The following is a 21,491-nucleotide window of genomic DNA, read 5'->3' on the forward strand; positions in this document are numbered from 1 at the left end:
TTTAATGGAAAACATTCAAACCCTCACTCAACTGTTGAACAACAGCCGCTGTGATTATCAAATCTTCGATCTTGGTCGTCGTATCAAAACCATCGCTAAGAAAGAGTTTGCCGATGTAGAAAAAGGTCAAGCACCGTACCCATTCCCAATGCAGCGTAAAGCACACCTTGCCATCGCTTATTGGAATGAACAAAAGCAACCTTGGATTTGGTTTCTAAAGTTTGAATTGGACGAGCGCGGTTTGTTAAAGCAATCAGATATCGGCAATTTCATTAAATACGTAGTGGAAGCCATGGGAACACGCCTCAATGGTGATATCTCTGAAGAGCAACAGCAAAAGCTGTCTAATAACCCATATACGTTCAAACCTTCCGAAGACAAAATGGCCGTGTTTCATAGCCAGGTCCGCGCGAACCTCGATCTTCCTACCAGCCAATATTATGAGCACACTCAGCATTACTTTTCAGGTGGTTTAGGCTGGGATAATTGGCAAACCGTAGGTCTGCAAGGGATCACCGACATGGCCGCTCGTTTGGACAAAGAGCAAAACGGGGTAATGATACGCAAAGCGTTGAACCACCTACCAAATGAGCCACTTTATGCCCTATTAGGTGCGCTTGAGCATGTAGAGCTTCAAGAGCGTTTAGCAGAACGTATCGCGGAAAAGGCACAGCAAGAAATCGCAAGTAGCGAACCTGATCTCTTCCTACTTTCAGCACTTATCCGAGCCCTTGCTGGTGCACCAACAGAAGTCGCCTCTCCAGTATTAGATGCGATATTGCATAGCCCTCGTTTAAGCCATCAGGAGGTATTGATTGGTGTGGCGGGTCGCGCTTGGCACTTACTCGCCAATGAAAAGGTAGCAGAACAGTTTTTGCTGCGTTTAGCTCAAACCGGTAATCAAGCCCTATTTAATCAGTTATTTGCCGATTTAGTGATGCTGCCAGAGTTAAGAATGGTGTTATTGCCTTTGCTGCATTCAAACCCATCAGAGGAACTAGCAAATGCGCTAGTAAGCTTACAACAAGCAACAAAAAGCTAAGAAAGGTTCAGGAATGATTGGTGATCTTTTAGCAATTTTAGGGCTCTGCTTTTTCTGTTACCTGTTTTGGCAACAGCGTCGCCAAGCCGAACTCGCAAAAGCGGCCATCACGCGTAAATGTGAGCAATTGGATCTCCAATTAATCAGCATCGCCTTTGGTGCCCATAAACTAAAAACGCCAGACGGAGTCTGGCGTTGGCATACGGTGTATCAATTTGAGTTTTCATCTCTTGGTGACGATTGCTACCAAGGAGAGTTAACCATGGTCGGTTTCAGGCCGCAGAACTTTCACCTACCACCGCATCGCTTGTAAATTCCATTTCAAAGTAAGGACCATATACATCCTTACTTTCTTTTGTTTTAACAAATCCCAGCTTTTTCAGTACCGCCATAGAAGCCTGATGATTGCTATTCACGTTAGCTTTCACCTTATTCAAGCCCAACTCACGGCACGCTTTGGGGAAAAATGCTTTTAGTGCTTCTGTTGCTAACCCTTTACCCCAATATGATTTATCAAAAATAAACCCTAATTCAGGTTCGGAATCGAGATTAGCAATAAACACGTGCCCCATATAGTCACGACTGGTGCTCTCTAGCACTGCCATACTATAAATGTTCTCATCATCCAGTATTTTCTCAAACATCTGTTTGGCAGACGCAACTGTATACGGACCATTCAATTCAGCACGGTTTTTCGCACAGCAATTCAGCATGACGAATTCTAGTTGCAACGACTCATTGTAGGGTAGAAGAAGCATTCTTCTGGTTACTATGGCCACATCTGTTCCTTGATTACAACAAACTTAATCTATCCGCATATCACAAACTCGATGAGCTGAACATGCTCAATGATTGCGGGCATAACACCTTGTAGAGAAGCCGAAAGTTAAACCAACTGGTTGGAAAGGATATTGATCTGAGTTGTTTTTTATTAAGTGTTATTAGGAATTTATATATTTTGTGATATTGATATCCCCAAGTAACATCGAGATGCTTAATTCAATGAGAACACTGGATATCGTTTTTATATAAGAAAGACCCCGACACATAAGTATCGGGGTCATGGTCTTACTCGCAGCAGTCCGGCTACTAAAAGTGCTCCATGCATCATCCATAATAGTGGCTGATTCCGTCAGCTTATTCCTTACGTCGCCGTCCTAGCGGTGTCCTTATCATCCTGACTGCTAACATTCCTCGTTAGCACACGTCACTTGTTCCTTGAGCGGTGTCCCTTGCATCTTCCTGATGCTGTCCATAGCCTCAATCCTAGAGGGGTCCATTGTCTATCCTTAGTCATCAACATCCTATTGATGATCGTATCCTTACAATGTCCTACGCTCCATGCTTGATTAATCATCCTGACCAACCAAATCGTCTTCCTGACGATAACCAAATCCTTGGTGCTTTCCTGTTCCATGTCTGCTTCCTGCTGACAACTCTCAATTTACGCCTTTTCCAAAAATAGACAATCTATCTAAGATAAATATTTGGCTCTCACATTGGTTAACAAGTTGTTAAATTGTTATTTATCATAAACTTAAGCTCTTTATCTTCTCTTTTTCCGCTTACGAAATCGTTTTCTCTCACAACCTATGTAAGAGATCTCTCACACTACACTCTCCAAAATGCCATTCGCCAAATTAGCGCACTCAACGTATGATGATAGATATATCGTTGTTAAGGATTAAAAATGTTAACTCAAGACGTTACTAAAGAATTAGAAGCGGCAATGGAACAGTTGCAACAACAAGGAAAAGAGCCAACCGTAGCGTTAGTGAAAGCACGCTTGAAAACGCCAGTTCCAATGCCAGCATTAATCACCGCAATAAAAAGTTGGAAGAGTGCTCAACGCGTACCCAAGGTTGAAATCGCAGCACAACACCACACCGATAATGATCGTCTTGAAGCCCTAGAGCGCACCGTAAAAATGCTAGCCATTCGTATTGAAGAGTTAGAAGCGAAACTCAGTGAGAAATCATCATGAAGTTATGGGTAGATGCAGACGCGTGTCCGAAAGTTATTCGCGAAACCATTGTGCGTGCCGCCGAGCGTACGGGGATTGAATGTACGTTTGTCGCTAACCACGTTGTCCCTGTGCCGAAAAGAGACAACATCCACTCGCTGCAAGTCCCTGCGGGATTTGACATCGCAGACAACGAAATCGTCAAGCGTGTAGAAGCCAACGATTTGGTGATCACGTCAGATATTCCGCTTGCAGATGAGGTCATCTCTAAAGGCGCTCAAGCCCTCAGTTCTCGTGGCGAGCTCTATACAAAAGACACCATCAAAGCTCGCCTAAATATCCGCGACTTTATGGAAACCATGCGTTCAAGCGGAATTCAGACAGGTGGGCCCGCCGCGCTTTCTCAAACCGATCGACGCGAATTTGCAAACCATTTGGATCGTATTTTGGCGAAATTCAAGAAGTAACCCTCACTCTATTCATATTGAGCCAGCAAATCAAAGCCTGGCTCATTCCTGAAAATTCATTCTCAGCATTGCACCCAAAGCGTGCTCTTACTCACATTTGTTTTGTTCTGTTTATTTTTCATCTCGCTCGCCATAGCTTCAATATGCAACGTGGTTTATTTTGAACGACGTTTTTAATAAGTGTATAGAGAATAATGGGCTTTAACATCGTTTCCAGTGGAAGCTACCTGCCAACGAATCAATGGTCTGATCGAGAGATGGATCGCTTCCTAAAATTAGCGCCAGGGACCTGCCGAAATAAATTCGACGTTGAATATCGTCATGTAGCCAATACAAAAGAGACCGCTATTTACATGGCGGTGCAGGCAATAGAGCAGTGTTTAGGAAACACACATACCTTAAGCTCCGTTGATCTTCTTATCTACGCTAGCGGCACACACCACCAGTCTCTACCCTACGACGCCTCAGCAGTTCTCGCCGCGTTAGACGCTCCAACATGGCTAGAAAGCTTTGATTTGAACAGCACCTGTTTATCCTTTCTCTCTGCGCTTGATCTTGCCCAGAGTCTATTCTTAGCAAAACGATACCGTCGGATTCTTATTGTCACCAGCGAACTCGCCACTGGCATCACACTGAATCGAAATTTTACGCTCAAACCAGAAGTTGCAACGCTATTCGCAGACGGTGCCGCCGCATTTTTGCTCGAAGAACGCAACGATGATGGATTGCTCACCAGTCACTTTGAAACGCATCATACCGGGTATTCATTTTGTCAAATTAAGGGCGGAGGTAGTCATATCAATCCGCATACCTCTGAGCATCAAGCCTATTTAAAAAGTTGCCAGTTTGAGATGGAGGGCAAAGCACTCTTTAAACATGTGCGTAAAGCCTTACCAGCGTTTCTAAAAAAAGGGTTTGACGCCTCTCCGGTAACATTCAGCGATATTGATTATTTTCTTCCTCATCAAGCCAGCGCGCATGGATTAAAAAAACTGCCTTCACTCACCGGGCTACCAACAGAGAAAACCGTTAATCACTTTTCGACTTTGGGAAACCAAGTTGCCGCCTCACTCCCAATTAACTTACACTGGCTGCGTAATCAGCCAGAAGCCGCAGGAAAACATGTGTTATTAGCTGGCACCGCCGCAGGGTTGTCACTAGGGATGGGAGTGCTAAAACTATGAAGATATTGGTCACTGGTGGCAGCGGGATGTTGGGTAGCGCAATTCTGAGAATGTTTCACCAGCAGCATGAACTGCACTTTACAGCACGAAACACAGTCATCGCTAAACAACTCGCCGAGCAATTCGATGTTATCCCACATATAGTCGATTTAAGAGACCACTCAGCAGTTCATGCGGTATGCCAAGGTATGGATGCAATCATCCATTGTGCCGCTCTCTCAAGCCCATGGGGAAAGTGGCAGGCGTTTTATCAAGCCAATGTAGATGCCACCAAAAACCTCGTCAATGCGGCTAATACCTATCAAATCTCGCGTTTTATCCATATTTCCTCCACCAGCGTCTACTTTGACCATCAAGACCGTTGGAATATTCGAGAAACCGACGCCATAGCTTCATACTGGTGTAATGATTACGCACACACAAAATACCTATCGGAAATTGAAGCCGTAAAAGGCCAAAGCAAAGCGATCATTTTAAGACCGCGTGGCATTTTTGGACCCAATGATCGCGCGATTATCCCAAGAGTGCTTAAGGCGATAAAAAACAACACTCTGCTTCTGCCATCGGGTAGAAATCCTGTGGTTGATCTGACCTATGTCGACAACGTTGCCCATGCAGCGATGCTCGCTTGCACTCAGGCAGACCGACTTCAGCATGGTGATGTGTTCAACATTTCCAACAACGAACCAATGCCAATTGAGACTGTTCTGCAAGCTTTATGTGAGGGGTTAAACCTAAAAGTAACGTTACAATCATTACCATACGGCGTTGTATCACCATTATTAAAGCTCAGTGAGCAAATACGAAGGCACTTACCACATCAGCCAGAACCAAGGCTCACCTCATACAGCGCAGGATTGTTTAACTACCATCAAACTCTGGATATCAACAAGGCGAAACAAGCACTGAATTACCAACCGCTTTTTTCAATTCAAGAAGGAATACAGCAGTATGCAAACTGGTCTAAAAATAAAAATCTTTGAGGCTGGACACTGCGTACACCCAGGCTTTGTTGTCAAACCAGGTTCTGGTATCAAGCCTAGAGCATTTCCGGCAGCCGTTGCGTTAATTCAGCACCCAACACAAGGCAACATCCTGTTTGACACGGGATATCACGAGCACTTTTTTAGCGCGACTCGTCCCTTCCCTGAACGTTTTTATGCTTGGACAACACCTTGTCGCTATAAAAAAGAACACGGAATTGTTGCGCAGTTAGCAAAAGAAAGTCTCAAACCTCATGATATTGAACACTTGGTGCTCTCCCACTTCCATGCTGATCACATTGCTGCCGTGTCTGAGTTTCCCCACTCTCAATTGCATTGCCAACAAAAAGGGGTGAATGCAATTACTAAAAGTGGTCGAATTGGAGGCGTAAGAAAAGGATACCTAAAAGCTCTACTTCCTCCACAACTTGAATCTAACTTATTCATTCATGATGACTTTTCTGTACCAATCAGCCAAATTCTTCCTCAGTGCCAAGGTGTTAATTTGCTCTGTAAAGACATGTTCGACGACGGATTCATTTATATGGTTAGCTTGCCAGGCCATGCTGCGGGTCAAGTGGGCCTATTAGTTAAAAGAGAACGAGATTGGATGTTCTTACTCGCCGATGCATGTTGGTTAATTGAGAGCTTGAGTGAAAATATCGATCAGCATTGGCTGGCTAACATGCTTTGCGATGACACAAAGGCCTATAAAAACACCCTCTCCGAGTTGAGAAGTTGCTACCAACAAACCCACCACTTTGTTCGCTTCGTGCCTTCACATTGTCAGGAAACTATCCAGCAGCTAATCAAAGAAAGGTGGATGAAGTGATAACGCTTATCTCAGAATTCTGGCGAACCCGCTACCGCCCTTTCGGTTCAAGGGAACAAGTCGAAGCGTGGCAGCAACAACATTTAACGCAACACCTAGATTGGGTATGCTGTCATTCACCGTATTACCGCTCACTTCAAGGTGCAGCACTTAGTGATTTCCCTATCATGAATAAGCAAACCATGATGGAGAACCTCTCGGAGTTGAATACGAAAGGCTTAGATGCTGAACAGCTAATGCAACAAGCAGTCGAAGCAGAACAGTCACGCAACTTCGCCGCTTCGAAAGTTGGCGATGTTACTGTTGGGCTTTCTTCGGGCACATCAGGCATGCGCGGGTTGTTTCTTGCTGACAAACAGGAAACGCAACTATGGGCTGGCAATATATTGGCTCGCCTGTTGCCCAACCTATGGCAAAAGCACCGAATTGCGCTAGCCTTGCGCGCCAACAGCCCACTGTATAAATCCGTCGCGAAAGGCCCTGTCACATTCTTTTATGCGGATTTAACTAAACCTTACCAAGAATGGATAAAAGAGTTGGATGAGTTCCAACCCACGCTTTTGGTTGGTAGTGCGCAAGCTCTTCAGCTCTGCGCCCAGTTCAGCGGTCAATTTGGTCAACCCGCAATTCAACCACAGCGGATCATTTCTGGTGCAGAAGTCCTAACTGAGAGTGACCGTCACTTTATTTCTCAACGGTTCGACAGCGAACTCCATGAAGTCTATCAATGTACCGAAGGTTTTCTTGCATGTACTGATCAGCATGGACAAATGCGCTGGAATCAAGATGTTGTTTACATCGAAAAACATTGGCTGAATACCGAACGTACTCATTACAGCCCAATTATCACCGATTTTCGTCGTAAAACTCAGCCCATTATTCGTTATCAGCTCGACGATATTATTGAGAATAAACAGGATAATGGCGTATTTGAACCTCTTGGCGCGATTGCCGGACGATGTGGTGATCGCCTCACGCTAAACGCAAACCACGTCCCAGTGACGGTGTTACCAGATCTCATCTACCGCGCTATAACACTATTTGCCAAAGGTCGCGTGGATTACCGAATCACCCAAACAGGGTCACAAGCCATTCAAATTGAAGCGGATGTTCACCACCATCGGGTTATACATCAAGCCTTGATAAAGTTGTTTGACCAATTGCGGCTTGATCCTGTCAGATTTAGTTACCGCCCTGCGCCTATTTGGACGCCAATGAATAAACAACGACGTGTGGTGAACATATGCGGGTCTTAATCACCGGAGCCCGATCACCAGTTGCACTAGAGTGGGCAACCATGTGTATGCATCATGGACATGACGTAACTCTCACCGATTCGCTAAAAAAACCTCTAGGATCGTTTTTGCGAGGCATCGAGTCTTATATCCCCACCGCTTCGCCTCGATTTGCGTTTCCCACCTATCAACAGCAGATCCTAAAAATCATTTCTCAGATGCGTATTGATATGGTGATACCCACTTGTGAAGAAGTGTATTACTTGGCTCATGTTGCCAAACAATGCCCAGAAGTAGATTTTTTTCTGCCCAATGTGGGACTACTCAATGCCCTGCACAACAAGTTGACCGTCTTTGAACAGCTTCAAAGTTTGCCAGAAATCACACTTCCAAAAACTCGTTTGGTCGCTGATAAAAGTGAGATTGAAATTAATAAGAGAACCGTTCTAAAGCCCGTTTACTCTCGGTTTGGCGGGCAAGTAATAAGAGATGTGACAACTCAGTCTATTTCTGCCGCCACGATATCGCCCCTTTACCCTTGGGTTCAGCAACAAAAAATCCATGGGACTCCGGTGTGTAACTATGCCATTTTTGAACATGGTGACCTTAAAGCACACCAAGCTTATGTGCCGAAATACTGTGTAAACGGCTCGGCCGCCAGTGCTTTTCAGCCGATCTCGTGCGAACGACTAGATACATTTATCGCCGCTTTTGGTAAACGTCATACTTATCATGGGCAAGTGTCGTTTGACTTCATCAAATCACAAGATGAACTCTACGTGATTGAATGTAACCCAAGAGCCACCAGTGGTTTGCACCTACTCTCGTCTAGATGCAGTCAACTGCTCCCTAATATGGCATTTACTGCCCCTTCCAAACTGCGACTGCATCATTTAGGGCCAATAACACTCATCGCTGAAGGTGGGTTATCCCTGTTCAAGGCTCGAACTTGGCAAGATTGGTGGTCTGGAGTGAATGTGATGCAACAGCATAACTTACCGGTCGGGAGCCAAATCCGGAGTATGTTTGAATTACTCCGGTTAGCTAGGCAGAACAAGACGAAGTGGAGCGACGCTTCTACCGTTGATATTGAGTGGAATGGAGAGGCATTGAACTCATGACACTTTCCTCTCAAGAATGGCATCAAACCTTTATCACTCTTATGCAGTCGAATCCCATTGATGAATGCACAGCAAGCTTTGGTTGCTACTATATCGATGATGTTGCCATTCCCTACTCCGTAACACCAAAAATACCAAACAACTGTTATGCAGTCTCCCCTATGACACTACTTAGTGGCTACGCCGAAGAAGAGCTTCACAAAGTCAAAAATGTGGCTGTTCGATGGGTATGTAAGTTACTTATTAATATGACTAAACCAATCTTATCATTGGCTGGATTGGATCAAGTCCAAACGCTCAACAATCAGTGCTTGTCCACCAATATGTATAGCGAACAATGGGCAGCCTTAAATCTCGATGAACTGCGTCGCGTCGCACTCGATCAATACCCCACCTTTCCCTTGGTGCTTCGATCCCTCAACCAGCGTCAGCATTCACACTTAATTCAGCGATTGAAGCAGCCAAAATGGCAAAGCTTGGTAACACGACAAGTGTATTTACTTGATGATTGGCAAGCGTTCAGCTTCAACCGAGATTTAACGAAAGACTTCAAACTGCTTAATGATAAAGATTGGCAGTTTAGGCCACTGACCACTGATGAAGAGTTTCAGCGTGCCAAAGAGTTATATGACATGCTTTACCTTGATAAATACAGTCTCAATAACATCCAGTTTTCAAGCCAATATTTAAAACAGGCGAGCCAGAACAAATTAGTACATTTAGTGGGACTGTTTTATCAAGAAGAGATGCTGGCTACGTTAGGCATTGTAGAAATTGATAATGATATGACTTGCCCAATTTTTGGCTACGATACCAATAAGCCACAACGCCTCGCATTGTATCGTCGAATATCGGCCTATACCATCCGCCATGCAATGATATACCAGCGTCGCTTTAATATGAGCTCAGGCGCTCCGGCTTTTAAACGCAACAGAAAAGCCCGGCCAGAAATTGAATTTAGCTATGTTTATATTGCGCACTTACCTTGGTACAAACGCATAATTTGGAAAAGCTTGTGCTGGCTCACTCAGCACTTTTATCGCCCTTTGTTGATGCGTTTTCAGCTATAAACCGACATCTATAATCAGGTAAGCCTGCGTACACAGTCTCAATCGATAAAAAAGCCTGCGACGTTCGCAGGCTTTTTATAATGGAGCTGTGTGAGGTAACCGTTTTCTACGGTGTGTAGTATGTTGCTGCGCCAGGGCCTACTGGTAAACCAAATACGAATACCCATAGGTAGAACAGCACACTCCAACCTACAATGAAGCAGATTGAGTAAGGTAGCATGGTCGCGATCAGCGTACCGATACCTAAGTTCTTCATGTAACGAGTCGCTACGGCAAGAATCAAACCAAAGTAGCTCATCATTGGAGTAATGATGTTTGTCGTCGAGTCACCAATTCGGTAAGCAGCCTGAATCGTTTCCGGTGCATAACCAACAAGCATCAACATAGGAACAAAAATCGGAGCCGTTACTGCCCACTGTGCCGATGCCGAACCAATCATTAGGTTGATAAAGCCACACATCAGGATGAAGGCAAAGAACAACATTGGACCAGTTAAGCCAATTTCTTGCAGGAAGCTAGCGCCAGCAACCGCGAATACCTGACCGAAGTTAGTCCATTTAAAGAAAGCAACGAACTGAGCCGCAAAGAAAACTAATACAATGTACATGCCCATAGAAGACATAGATTTCGCCATTGCATCAATTACATCGCGATCCGTCTTCATCGTGCCAACAACTTTACCAAACACAAAGCCTGGAATAGCAAAGAACACAAAGATGAATGCCACGATACTTTTCAGGAATGGTGAACCTGCAATTGTACCTGCATCAGAACGTAGAATGCCGTCTTCTGGAACAACCGTCCAAGCAAGCAGCGCTGAAACAACCAGTACAGCAACACCTGCTAGTTTTAGGCCTTTCTTCTCAATGTCTGTTAAGCCACCCATTTTGTCGTTCGACAAATCTTCTGAGGCTTCTTCTTCACTGTATTTGCCAAGCTTTGGCTCAACAATTTTTTCAGTAACAAACGCACCTGTGATTGCAATGAAGAATGTCGACACAAACATGAAGTACCAGTTAACTTCTGGACCAACAGTGTAAGTTGGGTCAATCATTTGCGCCGCCGTTTCAGTAATGCCTGACAACAGCGGGTCAACCGTACCAATAAGTAGGTTTGCTGAGTAACCACCAGATACACCAGCGAACGCCGCAGCAAGACCGGCAAGTGGATGACGACCTAAAGAATGGAACAGCATTGCAGCCAGTGGAATAAGTACCACATAGCCAAGCTCTGATGCCGTATTTGAAATGATACCCGCGAAAACGACCGTCACTGTTACCATGCGTTGAGATGCACCCATTACTAAGCCACGCATTGCTGCAGATAGCAAGCCTGAGTATTCAGCAATAGCAACACCCAACATCGCAACCAATACCGTACCCAAAGGTGCAAAGCCGACAAAGTTTTTCACTAGATTGGTAACGATTAGTTCAAGGCCATCAGCGTTAAGCAAGCTAACGACATGAATCATGCCATCCGCGGCACGACCTTTTGCACCCTCAGGACGAGGATCAACTACGGAAACTTCGAAGTATCCTGCAATACCCGACATCACCAGAATGGCTAAACAGAAAATGGCAAATAGTGTGATCGGGTGGGGTAATAAGTTCCCCAAATATTCGACAGTATCCAAAAAGCGCGTAAACAGCGGCTTCTTAGGCGAGTTTTGTTTAATTGAATCAGATGAACTCATCTGTTCCCTCCTTGTTTTTATTCCTATGCAAATGTGACAAAAATGTCAAAAAGCGTGCGAAGGGTACTTGAGTAGAAGGTCAAATAAAAGCCCTAAATGTTACAAACTGTGACGAACAGAGGCATTTATAACCAACATTGAATAAAAATGTAGATATTTCATCCATGTAAAATAATTAACTCAACATTATCAATCAAACAAAACCATAAGTTAGATATATGCAGGTTGATTACTTTTGCACAGCTTTGAATCTCGGGTTCGTTTTACAAATGACATAAAGACGCCCTCTCCGTTTTACAATCTGACAATCCGGATGACGACTTTTTGCACTTTTTAATGATTTTACTACCTTCATGATTTATTCCTTTTCGCTCTTAAATTGACCAAAACGACGGTTGAAGTTCGCAATGCGACCTTCGGTTTGTACAACGCGCTGTTTACCGGTGTAGTACGGGTGAGAAGCTGACGACACATCTAACGTAAAGTAAGGGTAAGTTTTGCCATCTTTCCATTCGATGGTTCTCTCCGTTTTCAACGTAGAACCAACGACAAAGTACTTATCTACACTGGTGTCGTGGAACACCACAGGACGATATTCAGGGTGGATTCCTGGTTTCATAATACTTTTCCTTTCAATTAAATTGTTATGTTATAACATTTTAATTAATGATCATTATCAACAAGAAAAGCAAGAGAAATTTGTGATACTTTTCATCTCAATGAATTCTTAAAGATGTCCATCATGTATTCCATCGAACCCATCGGCGTCATTGAGACACCGTACAAAGAAAAGTTTGCAGTTCCGCGCCAACCACGCTTAGTACCAGAGGCTAAAGCACGCGTAAAACTGTTAGGTGCAGCAAATAGCCCTGAAGCAGTGCGTGGGCTAGAACAGTTCTCTCACGTTTGGTTGTTGTTTCTATTTGATCAGAATCTGGAAGCTGGTTGGAAACCAACTGTACGTCCGCCACGATTAGGCGGCAATGAACGAATTGGTGTCTTTGCCTCGCGCTCGACTTTCCGTCCAAACGGAATCGGAATGTCAGCCGTTGAAGTGAAAGGAGTCACTAAGCAAGGCGATCAAATCTATCTTGATTTAGGCAGTGTAGATCTCGTGGATGGGACACCGATTGTGGATATTAAGCCTTATATTCCCTATTCGGATTCTATTTCGGAAGCACAAGGCGGATACGCAGACCAAGAACCAGAAAAGTCACAAGTCACCTTTTCTGCTCAAGCATTAGCAACGATAGAAAATCGATCCGATACTGACTATGTAAGATCAGTCATTGAACAAGTTCTGGCACAAGATCCTCGCCCTGCATATAAGAAAAACAAGCCGGACGACAAAGAATATGCGGTAAATTTGTTCGACTTGAACGTAAAGTTCACAGCAACAAGCAACTTAATAACGGTTACCGCTATTGAAAGCTTTTGACAAACGCAATTGGCTGATATTATAGACGGCTAACAAATTTCCCTTTAGGGAACTCCCATACTCCTGCTTATTCAAGCTTGAGTATCTAACTTAAATAAACGGATAAATTTAATGCGTACCAGTAATTATCTTCTTTCTACTCTGAAGGAGACTCCAAACGACGCAGAAGTAGTGAGCCACCAGCTCATGCTACGTGCAGGTATGATCCGTAAGCTGGCTTCAGGTTTATACACCTGGCTACCTACTGGTCTACGTGTACTGCGTAAAGTCGAAAACATCGTTCGTCAAGAAATCGACAATGCAGGCGCAGTCGAAACTTTGATGCCCGTTGTTCAGCCGTTTGAACTATGGGAAGAGACAGGCCGCAGCGAAAAGATGGGTCCTGAGCTACTTCGCTTTACTGACCGTCATGTTCGTCCGTTTGTACTTAGCCCAACCGCTGAAGAAGTGATCACTAGCCTTGTTCGCAATGAAGTGAGCTCTTACAAACAGCTTCCGCTAAACCTGTACCAAATCCAAACTAAATTCCGTGACGAACGACGCCCACGTTTTGGCGTAATGCGTTCACGTGAATTCTCAATGATGGATGCGTACAGCTTTGACATTGATAAAGACGGACTACAAAAGTCATACGACGCAATGCATGATGCTTACTGTAAAGCATTCGATCGCATGGGTCTGGATTACCGTCCTGTACTTGCAGATAGCGGTGCTATCGGTGGTAGCGGCTCTCAAGAGTTCCACGTACTGGCTGAAAGCGGCGAAGATATCATCGCATTTTCTAGCGAGTCAGATTACGCGGCAAACATTGAAAAAGCAGAAGCACTAGCTCCAGCCTCTGAGGCTGCGGCACCAACACAAGAAATGACGTTGGTTGATACGCCAAACGCGAAAACAATCGCTGAATTGGTTGAGCAGTTCGAACTACCAATTGAAAAAACAGTGAAAACACTGTTTGTGAAAGCATCTGACGAAGTTGATGCGCCAATCATCGCGCTTATTATTCGTGGTGATCATGAACTGAACGAAGTGAAAGCAGAAAACCTTCCTCAGGTTGCAGCTCCGCTGGAAATGGCATCTGAAGAAGAAATTCGTGCGCTTATCGGTGCAGGCCCTGGTTCACTAGGCCCTGTTGGCCTTAAACTGCCGTTCATTGTTGACCGCAGCGTTGCGGTAATGAGCGACTTCGGTGCGGGCGCGAACATCGATGGCAAACACTACTTCGGTATTAACTGGGGTCGTGATGTAGAGCTTGGTCAAGTTGAAGACCTACGTAACGTTGTGGAAGGTGACCCAAGCCCATGTGGCAAGGGCATTATCCAGCTTAAGCGTGGTATCGAAGTTGGCCATATCTTCCAACTAGGTAGCGCTTACTCCGCAGCGATGAACTGTGGTGTACTGGGTCCTGATGGTAAGAACGTCATCCTAGAAATGGGTTGTTACGGTATCGGTATCACTCGCGTAGTAGCGGCTGCTATTGAACAAAACCACGACAAATACGGCATCATCTGGCCAGATGCAATCGCACCATTCCAGGTAGCGATCGTTCCAATGAACATGCACAAGTCAGAAGAAGTGAAAGAAGCCGCTGAGAAATTGTACGCTGAGCTAACAGCAATGGGCATCGAAGTGCTATTTGACGACCGTAAAGAACGCCCAGGCGTAATGTTCTCTGACATGGAGCTTATTGGTGTACCGCATACCATTATTATCGGTGACCGCTCAATGAAAGAAGGCAACTTCGAATACAAGAACCGTGCTACTGGTGAGAAAACAGCAGTCGCAATGACTGACATTGTTGAGCACGTAAAAGCTCAACTAAAGTAAGCACTAGACGAGTTCGCATTTGAAGTAGTTTCAAATAGTTAAAAAGGGTTGGCTTCGGTCAGCCCTTTTTATTACAGTTCAACATCCTCCCTCCACCTTTTTCGAACTATTCACTTTGTTAATCTTTGGTTCAGCTTCTTGCTATTAAACTGATTTCATCATCTAAAGGAGGTCAGTTATGGATTTAAAAAGTCTTCTAAACCAAGCACTCAAATCAGACTTACTTAAGCAAGGTGCAGATGCATTGGGCAAACAAACCAACAACATCAAATCCTCATCAAATTCAAGTAGCCTAAAAACGCTAGGAGCAGGTGCTGTAGGCGGAGGCCTCATCGGTATGCTGATGGGCTCAAAGAAAAGTAAAAAAATGACTAAAAAAATAGGGTCAAGCGCATTAAAAGTCGGTGGCGCAGCTGCGCTTGGAGCCTTGGCCTACAAAGTGTATAACGACTGGCAAGCCAAGCAATCCGGTCAAGGTGTTCAAGAAACCTTTGACCCCGATGACAGTAAACACAGTGTCTTAATTTTAAAAGCAATGATTGGAGCTGCAAAAGCTGATGGTCACGTTGATGAAGAGGAAATGGCTCGCATTGAACAAGCTCTCGCGGATATGGGCGCAGATGAGCACGTTCGTCACCTCGTTCAGCAAGAGTTAAACAAACCGCTTGATCCTGCTGAAATTGCTAATCAGGCGACCTCTCCTCAACAAGCGTCAGAAATTTACCTGGCGTCTTTGATCGTCGCTGATGAACAAAACTTTATGGAAAAAGCGTATCTGCAAGAACTAGCAAAACAACTTCAACTTTCACCAGAAGTCACTCAGCAGTTAGAAGCACAAATGCAGTGATTAAATCTCGCTCAAGCAAACCTTCAACTTGAGCCAAAACAACTCTGTACTTTGAGTTTCAAATCCGCTGTGTGTATATTGAGATAAGTTATCATTTAGTGGAAAGAAAACATGCAAGTATACGGCTGTTGTGAACTGGTTCGTGAGCTTTATGCTCAGATTGGTAGTGGCGATCAAGCTTATATTCCCCAAGCAATTTCATGTGCAGTTAAAGCACTGAACGATGTTGCAGCGGATGAGTCCCTGCCTAAAGAAGTGCGTGAAAAAGCGGCATTTGCTGCGGCAAACCTACTGATTTCAGATTTTGAGGATAAGTAATGAATCTAGCGAACTTTGAATCCATGGACCCTGTCATGCTGATGAGCATTGTGAATATGAAGCTACGCGATGACTTCGGAGGTGATCTGGACAAACTGGTGGCTTTCTTCGATATCGAGCGCACAGCACTGGAGACAAAACTGGCTTCTGCTGGTTTTGACTTTCTTCCAGAAGCAGGACAATTCCGTTAATCCACACCATGCTTGGCGGATAACCGAAACGAGAATAACCAATATGAAAAAGGGCTTGATGAGTTACCATCAAGCCCTTTTCTTTTATTCGATAGACGTCTCGGTTAGCCAAATGAAGCCCAGATGACTGTCGCCACAAGAATTGGACATACAAACTTCACATACGCAGGCCATAACTTACCAAACCAACCTTGCGTAAACTCCGGGCAACCTTGCTCAAGCTCTTTGATTTTTGAGTTGCGATTCCATACCCAACCACCAAATAAGCAGAATAAGAGCGCAGCGGTTGGTTGTAGATACTGAGTAGCAACCGTCGCGACCATACCAAATAGAGCACCAAAATTATAAACAATCACCACACTGAACAAAGCAATGAGACCACCTAAAACCCAGCTCGTTGCGCTGCGCTTAGTATTGAAGCGCTCACTCACTAAAGCCACTGGACACTCTAACATTGAAATGGAAGACGTTAGCGCCGCAATCGTCAACAATAAGAAGAACACAATAGAGAATAATTGACCAAGCAAACCTAAACTATCAAACATTAGTGGCAATACCGTAAACACTAACGTATCTGAGCTTAAGAGAGAGCCATCTTCTGCATAGATTTGAACGCCCTTTTGCATTGCTACAAACATCGCTGGCATCACCACTAACCCTGCAATGAAAGCAACGGCAGTATCTACCATGGTCACGTTCATCGCCATCTTTGGTAGGTTTTCTTTCTTACTCAAGTAAGATCCGTAAATCAGCATTGAACAGCCACCGATCGTAAGCGAGAAGAAGCCCTGTCCCATTGCAGCAAGAATCAACTTGCGGTCCCATACCTTTTCAAAATCCGGCACTAGGTAATGTTTCAGACCTTCCATCGCACCGTTTTGCGTCATGATGTAAGCAAATAGCAGAGCAAACAGAACAAACAATGCTGGCATCAAACGTGTGGACCACTTCTCAATACCTTGTTTTACGCCACCTTGTACGATGAGAATCGTCAGTACATAAAAAGTAATGGTTCCGAACAAGTTACGTTCAACACTAAAGCCCTTTAGCCAATGAGTTGCAGCTTCTAACCCCATTAGATCTGTGATTGCACCCAGTAAAAAGCAGATCAACCAACCACCAACAATTGAATAAAACGCTAAGACAGCGCTTGGTACGCTTAAACCAATCCAACCCACAATGCCGCCGAGCTTTTTACTGGTAGGGTTATCTGTGATTGCACGCATACTGTCTACAGGGTTGGCTTGACCATGGCGACCAATCGCCATTTCAACCACCAGCATCGGAAATGCGACGATAAGAATCATCACCAAATAAACTAATAGGAAAGCACCGCCACCATTACTGGCTGCTTGAGTTGGGAAGCCCCAAATATTGCCAAGGCCAACTGCGGCACCTGCGGCAGCTAAGATGAACCCGAGACGAGAGCCAAAATGCTCGCGAGGCTGAGAAGAGGTTTGCTGTGTCATACTACTCACACAAAAATATCATTGAACTAGCTAACTAGTACACTATAGCAATATTCACTATTCAACAAGAGCACCTCGGTTAAATCCTCGACAGTTGAAACAATTTGTAGTCATTCAGCTTGTAAATTTTAACGTACATCTCATATTCATCGCTCAAAAGCCTCGCGACTGTTGTTCGTTTTACGTGGCTGAATTTTACCAATCCTTCTGCCGTGAAGTGAGCCGAAAAATAATGAGCTCTGGTGTAAGGGACGAACTGTTCCTCGTGATACTGTGTCGAAAAGCAGAATATTGTGCTTCGCTTTTTCCCCCTAATGTCTATTTATCAGCTAGTTATTACTCTGTTCTCATTTATACCCATGATTCAAGGAGAGGAAAATGAAGGTCACCCTACTTCACGGAGCGATGGTTGTAGCACTCAGCGCCAGCTACCAAGCTCAAGCCTATAACTGTCAAAGTCTACCCGACTGGGACAGCACTGCGACTTATACATCGGGCGCTTTAGTAAAAACGCAAGGAGCCGCTTATGAGGCTGCATATTGGACGCAAGGCAATGATCCCGTGACCAACTCAGGATCTTGGGAAGCATGGAAAGCGTTAGGGCAATGTGATGGTGGAAGCAACAATTTATCACCAACGGTGTCGTTCTCCTCTCCAATAAACAACGCACAAATTCCCGAAGGCAGTGCGATCACTTTGTTAGCCAACGCAGCTGACGAAGATGGCCAAATCACACAAATTGAGTTTGTTGCAGGCAACCAAACCGTTGCTGTGGTAACTCAAGCACCATTCGAAGCTTCTTGGACAGCTATTGAAGGGATCTCGCAATTGACCGCAATTGCGACAGATAATGAGGGAGCTGTTAGCACCACGACGATTTCTATCCAAGTTCAACCACAAGTCGAATTACCGCCACCAAGCATTTCATTGACAAGCCCAGTAGGCACAGAAGTGCTTAATGTAGGCGATAACCTAACCGTAGCCGCTCAAGCTGACGATATTGATGGTGTGGTCACACAAGTTGAGTTCTTCGTAAACAATCAATCTGTCGCCATTGATACTAGCGCACCTTACGAATATCAATGGACCGCTAGTCCAGGTACATACTCGTTCAAAGCACAAGCGACTGATGATACAAACCTCGCAACGATGAGCCAAGAAGTAGCGCTGGTTATTAGTAATTCAGAAACCGGAACGGGCGGATGTCCAGATGCAGTACCTTATGTGGCAGGCACAAGTTATCAAGCTGGCGACCTGGTTTCTCACTTCAACCAAAAATATCGTTGTGATGTTGCTGGTTGGTGCTCCTCGGATGCGACATGGGCTTACGAGCCTGGTGAAGGGCTATACTGGCAAGATGCTTGGAGTGGCCTAGGTGCTTGTTCGACACCACCGCAAGTTACCATTGCGGCACCAACGGATGGACAAGTCGTGCTCGCTGGCAGCAATAACGAAATCACGGCAAACGCAAGCGATGCTGATGGCACAGTCACGCAAGTTGAGTTTTTTGCGAACAACACCAGCTTAGGGGTCACCACTCAAGCGCCATATTCCGTTACTTGGAACGCCACACTTATTGGCGCTAACCAGCTTAAAGCCGTCGCAACCGATAATGATAACAACACGTCAGAGTCCCTGGTTGGTGTGGAAGTCAGCGATAAAGATTTGGTCGTCTCTCTGACTTCACCAAGCAGCGGTCAGACCACCGGATTAGGCAAAAGCCTCGCATTAAGCGCCGATGCAACGTCTTTAACTTCAGGCATTAAACACGTTGATTTCATGATCAACGGCTCTATTGTTGCAACCGATACCACGGCACCTTACACAGCCAACTGGACACCAACTGCACTTGGTAACTTTACAGTTAGCGCCCAAGCTGTGGATTTGTCAGGAAGCAATGCATTGTCTGACGCCGCAGCAATAACGGTGGTTGAGCAAGTAGAGAAACGCCATAAACTCATCGGTTACTGGCACAATTTTGTAAATGGTGCGGGCTGTCCAATTCGTCTAGCAGATATGGCAGATGCTTGGGATGTGATTGATATTGCCTTTGCTGAAAATGATCGCAACAGTGATGGCACTGTGCACTTTAATCTATATTCAGGCGATATTTACAGCGATTGTCCAGCACTCGATCCAACACAATTCAAGCAGGACATGGCAGCGCTTCAAGCTAAAGGTAAGAAGTTTGTTCTCTCTCTTGGCGGCGCAGAAGGCACGATTACGCTGAATACCGACCAAGATGAAGCAAACTTTGTCTCTAGCCTAACAGGTCTTATCGCTGATTGGGGCTTTGATGGTCTAGATGTGGATTTAGAGAGTGGTTCTAACTTAGTTCATGGCTCGCAAATTCAAGCTCGCCTTGGTCGTGCTTTGCTTCAAATAGAGCAAAACATGGGTGGCGATATGTACCTAACCATGGCGCCTGAGCACCCTTATGTTCAAGGCGGCTATGTAGCTTACAGCGGTATTTGGGGAGCTTACATTCCTGTGATAAACGAGACACGCAGCACGCTCGACTTGCTTCACGTCCAGTTATATAACAACGGCGGTTTGCCAAACCCATACCTGCCAGGCAGTGCACCAGAAGGCTCTGTGGATATGATGGTAGCGCAATCTAAAATGCTTATCGAAGGTTTTGAGTTGGCCGACGGCACTCAATTTGCACCATTGCGCGATGATCAAGTCGCAATCGGTTTACCTTCAGGTCCTAGCTCGGCAAATTCAGGGCAGGCTCCAACACAGAATATTATCAACGCACTAGATTGTTTAACCAAAGGCACTTCATGTGGCACCGTTAAACCAGCGTACCATTACCCGAATTATGCAGGAGTAATGACATGGTCTATCAACTGGGATCAGCATGATGGCTTTAACTTCTCAAAACCTGTCGGCGATAAACTCACCGAGATGAATGCGCAATAAGCTATCAAAGAATAAGCGAGTAAAACGCAAAGAGAGCACAATAGTGCTCTCTTTCTTTATCTCATCGAGTTTTTGCTTTTTAATGAGTAATTAAATCGTAAATACTCGGTAATCTTTTAGCTCAGGGATTTTCTTCAACAGATCGTTTTCTTGCCCTGCCATGTCATCCAGCGAATCGCACAAGTCTTCTGCTTGTTGTTCTACCTCTTTCGAATGCTCGGCTAAACGCTCTTCTACTTTCGCGCTGAGTTCAGCCATACTCTCTGATAATGCAGTGAGGTTTATCCCTCCCTCTTCCTTCATTTTTTTCGATAAAGCATCCAACGAACTGGCTAAAAACTCTTTATTGAAGATCTCTTGTGCTTTTGCAAAGTCTTCAGTCCACCCTTGTGTCATAGACTCAAAACTCTCCGCAGGCAGGATGAAATCACCATCTTTGTAGTAACGTGATTCAACATCAGCGAAAAAGTCCTTTACTGCGACTTTTACATTATCAAACGCACCAGGTGCATCGAGGCTTTCCGCAACATCATCAATAATATCATTCGCAAGCGCTAAACCATCACTCGCCAATTGCTTTGCTTGTGGAATATACGCGTTCATTTTTTCGCGATAGTCTTCAATTGCCGCTTTTTGGTCGGCATTGAGTTCAATTAGCTCACCTTTGATGAAGAGGTTGTTATCCTCATCCACGACAGCTTTATCACCTGTCGTTTGGCGAATTTCCAAGCTTTGCCCATCCATACGGACTTCATTATTGATGTCCACACGACACTGCGCTGCATAACCAGTAGCACTGACCATCAGCAATGAGAGTGTAAAAAGCTTTTTCATGTCATTCTCTTTTATTTAACATTACTCGTGTTAAACATAACACTGAGTGATA

At 44.8% G+C, this 21,491-nt stretch carries 22 protein-coding genes; 16 read left to right on the top strand and 6 right to left on the bottom strand.

Annotation, left to right across the window (positions count from 1 at the left end; translation table 11 throughout):
• Positions 1-4: 4 nt before the first annotated feature.
• Positions 5-1,042: a DUF3549 family protein gene (locus R7Z49_RS11760; protein ID WP_017636035.1), complete on the top strand. Its 1,038-nt coding sequence runs from the start codon at positions 5-7 to the stop codon at positions 1,040-1,042.
• Positions 1,043-1,055: 13 nt separating this feature from the next.
• Positions 1,056-1,355: a DUF3301 domain-containing protein gene (locus R7Z49_RS11765; protein ID WP_005380315.1), complete on the top strand. Its 300-nt coding sequence runs from the start codon at positions 1,056-1,058 to the stop codon at positions 1,353-1,355.
• Here the strand turns inward: R7Z49_RS11765 and R7Z49_RS11770 are convergent.
• Positions 1,315-1,800, bottom strand: a complete 486-nt coding sequence (locus R7Z49_RS11770) for a GNAT family N-acetyltransferase (RefSeq protein ID WP_025768243.1) — start codon at positions 1,798-1,800, stop codon at positions 1,315-1,317. The genes R7Z49_RS11765 and R7Z49_RS11770 overlap by 41 nt on opposite strands.
• A 932-nt stretch (positions 1,801-2,732) precedes the next feature.
• Here R7Z49_RS11770 and R7Z49_RS11775 point away from each other — a divergent pair.
• The 8 genes from R7Z49_RS11775 (at position 2,733) to R7Z49_RS11810 (ending at position 9,897) form a co-directional block, all read left to right on the top strand.
• Positions 2,733-3,026, top strand: coding sequence for a hypothetical protein (locus tag R7Z49_RS11775; protein ID WP_005391777.1), 294 nt, complete (start codon positions 2,733-2,735; stop codon positions 3,024-3,026).
• A complete protein-coding gene (locus R7Z49_RS11780) occupies positions 3,023-3,472 on the top strand; it encodes a YaiI/YqxD family protein (RefSeq protein WP_005380310.1) in 450 nt (149 codons plus the stop codon). Before R7Z49_RS11775 ends, R7Z49_RS11780 begins: the two co-directional genes overlap by 4 nt.
• Before the next feature lie 194 nt (positions 3,473-3,666).
• Positions 3,667-4,656, top strand: a complete 990-nt coding sequence (locus R7Z49_RS11785) for a ketoacyl-ACP synthase III (RefSeq protein ID WP_186584723.1) — start codon at positions 3,667-3,669, stop codon at positions 4,654-4,656.
• The gene (locus tag R7Z49_RS11790; RefSeq protein WP_186584722.1) at positions 4,653-5,639 is read left to right on the top strand and encodes an NAD-dependent epimerase/dehydratase family protein; all 987 of its coding nucleotides are present in this window, start codon (positions 4,653-4,655) and stop codon (positions 5,637-5,639) included. The genes R7Z49_RS11785 and R7Z49_RS11790 overlap by 4 nt, the downstream gene beginning before the upstream one ends.
• A complete protein-coding gene (locus R7Z49_RS11795) occupies positions 5,608-6,471 on the top strand; it encodes an MBL fold metallo-hydrolase (RefSeq protein WP_186584721.1) in 864 nt (287 codons plus the stop codon). The genes R7Z49_RS11790 and R7Z49_RS11795 overlap by 32 nt, the downstream gene beginning before the upstream one ends.
• Positions 6,459-7,727, top strand: coding sequence for a F390 synthetase-related protein (locus R7Z49_RS11800; protein WP_390904731.1), 1,269 nt, complete (start codon positions 6,459-6,461; stop codon positions 7,725-7,727). The genes R7Z49_RS11795 and R7Z49_RS11800 overlap by 13 nt, the downstream gene beginning before the upstream one ends.
• Positions 7,715-8,827, top strand: a complete 1,113-nt coding sequence (locus R7Z49_RS11805) for an ATP-grasp domain-containing protein (RefSeq protein WP_318111679.1) — start codon at positions 7,715-7,717, stop codon at positions 8,825-8,827. The genes R7Z49_RS11800 and R7Z49_RS11805 overlap by 13 nt, the downstream gene beginning before the upstream one ends.
• Positions 8,824-9,897: a hypothetical protein gene (locus R7Z49_RS11810; protein WP_005391766.1), complete on the top strand. Its 1,074-nt coding sequence runs from the start codon at positions 8,824-8,826 to the stop codon at positions 9,895-9,897. Before R7Z49_RS11805 ends, R7Z49_RS11810 begins: the two co-directional genes overlap by 4 nt.
• 106 nt (positions 9,898-10,003) lie before the next feature.
• Here R7Z49_RS11810 and R7Z49_RS11815 read toward each other — a convergent pair whose 3' ends face one another.
• The 3 genes from R7Z49_RS11815 to R7Z49_RS11825 form a co-directional block, all read right to left on the bottom strand.
• The gene (locus tag R7Z49_RS11815) at positions 10,004-11,590 is read right to left on the bottom strand and encodes an AbgT family transporter (RefSeq protein ID WP_005380301.1); all 1,587 of its coding nucleotides are present in this window, start codon (positions 11,588-11,590) and stop codon (positions 10,004-10,006) included.
• Positions 11,591-11,819: 229 nt separating this feature from the next.
• Positions 11,820-11,945, bottom strand: coding sequence for a type B 50S ribosomal protein L36 (gene ykgO / locus R7Z49_RS11820; RefSeq protein WP_005380299.1), 126 nt, complete (start codon positions 11,943-11,945; stop codon positions 11,820-11,822).
• Between the two features lie 3 nt (positions 11,946-11,948).
• The gene (locus tag R7Z49_RS11825) at positions 11,949-12,209 is read right to left on the bottom strand and encodes a type B 50S ribosomal protein L31 (RefSeq protein WP_005380295.1); all 261 of its coding nucleotides are present in this window, start codon (positions 12,207-12,209) and stop codon (positions 11,949-11,951) included.
• Between the two features lie 123 nt (positions 12,210-12,332).
• Here R7Z49_RS11825 and tsaA point away from each other — a divergent pair, with 123 nt between their 5' ends.
• From tsaA to R7Z49_RS11850, 5 genes are all read left to right on the top strand, one after another.
• Positions 12,333-13,028: a tRNA (N6-threonylcarbamoyladenosine(37)-N6)-methyltransferase TrmO gene (gene tsaA / locus R7Z49_RS11830; RefSeq protein ID WP_005380294.1), complete on the top strand. Its 696-nt coding sequence runs from the start codon at positions 12,333-12,335 to the stop codon at positions 13,026-13,028.
• 111 nt (positions 13,029-13,139) lie between these two features.
• Positions 13,140-14,855 (top strand): proline--tRNA ligase, encoded by a 1,716-nt coding sequence (locus R7Z49_RS11835; protein ID WP_186584714.1) that lies wholly within the window; start codon positions 13,140-13,142, stop codon positions 14,853-14,855.
• 178 nt (positions 14,856-15,033) lie between these two features.
• On the top strand, positions 15,034-15,702 hold the full coding sequence (locus R7Z49_RS11840; RefSeq protein WP_005380291.1) for a tellurite resistance TerB family protein: 669 nt from the start codon (positions 15,034-15,036) through the stop codon (positions 15,700-15,702).
• Between the two features lie 111 nt (positions 15,703-15,813).
• The gene (locus R7Z49_RS11845; protein ID WP_005391765.1) at positions 15,814-16,020 is read left to right on the top strand and encodes a YaeP family protein; all 207 of its coding nucleotides are present in this window, start codon (positions 15,814-15,816) and stop codon (positions 16,018-16,020) included.
• Positions 16,020-16,211 (top strand): DUF4250 domain-containing protein, encoded by a 192-nt coding sequence (locus R7Z49_RS11850; RefSeq protein ID WP_005380289.1) that lies wholly within the window; start codon positions 16,020-16,022, stop codon positions 16,209-16,211. Before R7Z49_RS11845 ends, R7Z49_RS11850 begins: the two co-directional genes overlap by 1 nt.
• A gap of 104 nt (positions 16,212-16,315) precedes the next feature.
• Here the strand turns inward: R7Z49_RS11850 and R7Z49_RS11855 are convergent, their stop codons facing one another.
• On the bottom strand, positions 16,316-17,680 hold the full coding sequence (locus tag R7Z49_RS11855; protein ID WP_171346133.1) for a sodium-dependent transporter: 1,365 nt from the start codon (positions 17,678-17,680) through the stop codon (positions 16,316-16,318).
• 378 nt (positions 17,681-18,058) lie between these two features.
• On the opposite strand from R7Z49_RS11855, the gene R7Z49_RS11860 reads away from it, so the two are divergent.
• Positions 18,059-20,605 carry an Ig-like domain-containing protein gene (locus R7Z49_RS11860; RefSeq protein ID WP_186584712.1) on the top strand — a complete coding sequence of 849 codons (2,547 nt, stop codon included), beginning with the start codon at positions 18,059-18,061 and terminating at the stop codon, positions 20,603-20,605.
• 90 nt (positions 20,606-20,695) lie between these two features.
• Here the strand turns inward: R7Z49_RS11860 and R7Z49_RS11865 are convergent, their stop codons facing one another.
• Complete coding sequence (locus tag R7Z49_RS11865) at positions 20,696-21,439, bottom strand: YggN family protein (RefSeq protein ID WP_005380283.1); 744 nt, start codon at positions 21,437-21,439, stop codon at positions 20,696-20,698.
• Positions 21,440-21,491 lie beyond the last annotated feature (52 nt).

Source organism: Vibrio sp. 1562 (assembly GCF_033340155.1).
Classification (GTDB): Bacteria; Pseudomonadota; Gammaproteobacteria; order Enterobacterales; family Vibrionaceae; genus Vibrio; species Vibrio alginolyticus.

What these genes read in the sequence shown, in the direction of transcription:
- R7Z49_RS11810 (WP_005391766.1), top strand. Translation starts at nt 8,824, where the DNA reads ATGACACTTTCCTCTCAAGAATGGCATCAAACCTTTATCACTCTTATG.
- R7Z49_RS11860 (WP_186584712.1), top strand. Translation starts at nt 18,059, where the DNA reads ATGAAGGTCACCCTACTTCACGGAGCGATGGTTGTAGCACTCAGCGCC.
- R7Z49_RS11865 (WP_005380283.1), bottom strand. Translation starts at nt 21,439, where the DNA reads ATGAAAAAGCTTTTTACACTCTCATTGCTGATGGTCAGTGCTACTGGT.
- R7Z49_RS11785 (WP_186584723.1), top strand. Translation starts at nt 3,667, where the DNA reads ATGGGCTTTAACATCGTTTCCAGTGGAAGCTACCTGCCAACGAATCAA.
- R7Z49_RS11840 (WP_005380291.1), top strand. Translation starts at nt 15,034, where the DNA reads ATGGATTTAAAAAGTCTTCTAAACCAAGCACTCAAATCAGACTTACTT.
- R7Z49_RS11815 (WP_005380301.1), bottom strand. Translation starts at nt 11,590, where the DNA reads ATGAGTTCATCTGATTCAATTAAACAAAACTCGCCTAAGAAGCCGCTG.
- R7Z49_RS11775 (WP_005391777.1), top strand. Translation starts at nt 2,733, where the DNA reads ATGTTAACTCAAGACGTTACTAAAGAATTAGAAGCGGCAATGGAACAG.
- R7Z49_RS11845 (WP_005391765.1), top strand. Translation starts at nt 15,814, where the DNA reads ATGCAAGTATACGGCTGTTGTGAACTGGTTCGTGAGCTTTATGCTCAG.
- R7Z49_RS11855 (WP_171346133.1), bottom strand. Translation starts at nt 17,680, where the DNA reads ATGACACAGCAAACCTCTTCTCAGCCTCGCGAGCATTTTGGCTCTCGT.
- R7Z49_RS11765 (WP_005380315.1), top strand. Translation starts at nt 1,056, where the DNA reads ATGATTGGTGATCTTTTAGCAATTTTAGGGCTCTGCTTTTTCTGTTAC.
- ykgO (WP_005380299.1), bottom strand. Translation starts at nt 11,945, where the DNA reads ATGAAGGTAGTAAAATCATTAAAAAGTGCAAAAAGTCGTCATCCGGAT.
- R7Z49_RS11835 (WP_186584714.1), top strand. Translation starts at nt 13,140, where the DNA reads ATGCGTACCAGTAATTATCTTCTTTCTACTCTGAAGGAGACTCCAAAC.
- R7Z49_RS11825 (WP_005380295.1), bottom strand. Translation starts at nt 12,209, where the DNA reads ATGAAACCAGGAATCCACCCTGAATATCGTCCTGTGGTGTTCCACGAC.
- tsaA (WP_005380294.1), top strand. Translation starts at nt 12,333, where the DNA reads ATGTATTCCATCGAACCCATCGGCGTCATTGAGACACCGTACAAAGAA.
- R7Z49_RS11790 (WP_186584722.1), top strand. Translation starts at nt 4,653, where the DNA reads ATGAAGATATTGGTCACTGGTGGCAGCGGGATGTTGGGTAGCGCAATT.
- R7Z49_RS11850 (WP_005380289.1), top strand. Translation starts at nt 16,020, where the DNA reads ATGAATCTAGCGAACTTTGAATCCATGGACCCTGTCATGCTGATGAGC.
- R7Z49_RS11760 (WP_017636035.1), top strand. Translation starts at nt 5, where the DNA reads ATGGAAAACATTCAAACCCTCACTCAACTGTTGAACAACAGCCGCTGT.
- R7Z49_RS11770 (WP_025768243.1), bottom strand. Translation starts at nt 1,800, where the DNA reads ATGCTTCTTCTACCCTACAATGAGTCGTTGCAACTAGAATTCGTCATG.
- R7Z49_RS11805 (WP_318111679.1), top strand. Translation starts at nt 7,715, where the DNA reads ATGCGGGTCTTAATCACCGGAGCCCGATCACCAGTTGCACTAGAGTGG.
- R7Z49_RS11780 (WP_005380310.1), top strand. Translation starts at nt 3,023, where the DNA reads ATGAAGTTATGGGTAGATGCAGACGCGTGTCCGAAAGTTATTCGCGAA.
- R7Z49_RS11795 (WP_186584721.1), top strand. Translation starts at nt 5,608, where the DNA reads ATGCAAACTGGTCTAAAAATAAAAATCTTTGAGGCTGGACACTGCGTA.